Below are 2,047 nucleotides of genomic sequence, written 5' to 3'. Positions count from 1 at the left end.
TATAAGGCCAAGTCTTCTGCCCAGAACGCCATCGACAGCTTCAAGAAAAATGGCCCCGGTGCGCCGACGGAAGACAATAGCGGCGACTGATACTGCCTGTCCGTCCCTGCCGCCGCTGCGCGTTGGCGGCAGGGACCGTGCCAGACTCACGGAGCGCCGCCCGGCATCACCGTTAGCCACACCGTTCGATACCGTGGAGGGTCTGGAGTCGTGAAAATCGTGGACCGAAGGGTCGCGCAACGTCCCAGCCAACCAAGGTGGGCTGGGACGCCGCAGGCCTGAACCCGCTGCGTGCGAACCCGTTCGCCGCACGCTGAAGGAAGCTATCGGCCGTTTCGCGGCCAATTCAATTTGTTATTCGGCGGCGCTGTGTGGCTATTCGTCTCGCCGACCCCTGGCGCTCAGTGACAGATCGCAAGCGCCACGGCGCCCACGAAGCCAACGATGGCCATAACGATGTAGAGGATCGGCGCCCGGCGTTGTCGCCGTAGTCGTGCGCGGTTCGCAGGCAAGAACTCGACGATCATTGTATTCAGTTATCGCACAGCCCCGCTTAGGCGGCGAGAGGAAGCTTGAAAGGCAACTTCCTTGTCACCGAGACGGCCTCACGGATCACAGAGGCGCCTAGAAAACGCCGGCGCGCCGACGAGAGCCAATGGCTAAGCTATCTGGCGGATGGACTTGCCGATCTGTCGGTCGCCATCCCAGACCACCACCTCCATCGCCGAAACGTGGGCCAGAAGTACAGCCTCGGCTTTCAGCAGGGCCTCGGCGTCGCTGGCAAGTTCGTGGGCTTCGAACATCGAAATCGAGCCATCCCGCAGGTGCGGGTAAAAGAGGTAGTTTGTCATGCGCCCCTCCGACACGTTTGAGTGGCGTGAGTCCTAGCCACGGTTCACCCGCCGGGTGTCCGACCGTGCCCGGCGTTGCATTTACAATAGCAGAGCTTGTTCGCCTGTCTTTTCATTCAAATGACAAGACCCCTCGAACTCATGGGGTGACCTCTGGTCTGCGCCCCTTGAAGTGGTCCGTCCCTTATGTTGGTCCGAGGACCATTTTGGATGGATGGAACGATGGCAAGGAAGCGCCACAAGCCGGAAGAGATCGTCGCCAAGCTGCGTCAGGTTGATGTGCTGACAGGTCAGGGCAAGTCGATCGCCGAGGCGGTGAAGACGATCGCGGTGACGTAGACGACCTATTTCCGCTGGCGGGCGGAGTACGGCGGCATGAAGAAGGTCAAGTGGCTCAAGGCGTTGGAGCTGGAGAACACGCGGCTGCGGCGTGCGGTATCGGACCTGACGCTGGACAAGCTGATCCTGACCGAGGCGGCCCGGGCAAACGCACCGTGGTTTCCGGCTCCGGAAATGTGGCTGTCTACGCCATGGAGAAGATCCAGGCGTTCGGCGGAAAGGTCGTCGCCTGCTCGGATTCCGACGGCTACATCGTCGATGAGGCGGGCATCGATGTGGCGCTCGTCAAGGAGATCAAGGAGCTGCGACGCGGCCGGATCTGCGACTATGTCGGCCTTAGAGGCGCCGGCGCGCACTATATCGCCGAAGGCTCGATCTGGGACGTGCCGTGCGACGTCGCCCTCCCCTGCGCCACGCAAAACGAACTCACCGGCAAGGACGCCGCCAGCCTGCTCCGGAATGGCGTGATGGCCGTGGCCGAGGGCGCCAACATGCCCTCGACGCCAGAGGCGGTCCGCGCCTTCCAGGCTGGCGGCATCCTCTTCGCGCCGGGCAAGGCGGCCAACGCGGGCGGCGTCGCCACCTCGGCGCTCGAAATGCAGCAGAACGCCTCCCGCGACAGCTGGAGCTTCGAGCAAACCGAGGCGCGTCTGGCCGCCGTCATGCGCGGCATTCACGACAGCTGCGCGGCGACCGCAGAGGAATACGGGGCGCCAGGCGACTATGTCCTGGGGGCGAGCATCGCGGGTTTCGTACGCGTCGCCGAGGCCATGCGCGCCCAGGGCGTCATCTGAGTGACCTCGCGGCCTGGAGCGGCGGCTCGTAGGTTTTGATGGCTATGCCTCTGCCTCTGGCGG

3 protein-coding genes and 1 pseudogene are annotated in these 2,047 nt (G+C 63.6%); 3 read left to right on the top strand and 1 reads right to left on the bottom strand.

The genetic code is table 11. The features are described from left to right. On the top strand, nt 1-90 hold a 90-nt coding region (locus tag Q7T84_RS21090; protein WP_370653601.1), incomplete at its 5' end, for a DUF1508 domain-containing protein. 569 nt (nt 91-659) lie between these two features. On the opposite strand, the gene Q7T84_RS01075 is transcribed toward Q7T84_RS21090, so the two are convergent. Then, complete coding sequence (locus Q7T84_RS01075) at nt 660-851, bottom strand: hypothetical protein (RefSeq protein WP_304805713.1); 192 nt, start codon at nt 849-851, stop codon at nt 660-662. Between the two features lie 222 nt (nt 852-1,073). Here Q7T84_RS01075 and Q7T84_RS01070 point away from each other — a divergent pair. Beyond that, nucleotides 1,074-1,334, top strand: a pseudogene (locus Q7T84_RS01070) (transposase); the annotation flags it as partial. A gap of 32 nt (nt 1,335-1,366) precedes the next feature. Further along, the gene (locus tag Q7T84_RS01065) at nt 1,367-1,984 is read left to right on the top strand and encodes a hypothetical protein (protein WP_304805714.1); all 618 of its coding nucleotides are present in this window, start codon (nt 1,367-1,369) and stop codon (nt 1,982-1,984) included. Nucleotides 1,985-2,047: the final 63 nt, after the last annotated feature.

Origin of the sequence: Phenylobacterium sp., from assembly GCF_030654915.1 — a bacterium.
Taxonomy (GTDB): domain Bacteria; phylum Pseudomonadota; class Alphaproteobacteria; order Caulobacterales; family Caulobacteraceae; genus Phenylobacterium.
This window is presented reverse-complemented; position numbering and strand designations above follow the sequence as displayed.

What these genes read in the sequence shown, in the direction of transcription:
- Q7T84_RS01075 (WP_304805713.1), bottom strand. Translation starts at nt 851, where the DNA reads ATGACAAACTACCTCTTTTACCCGCACCTGCGGGATGGCTCGATTTCG.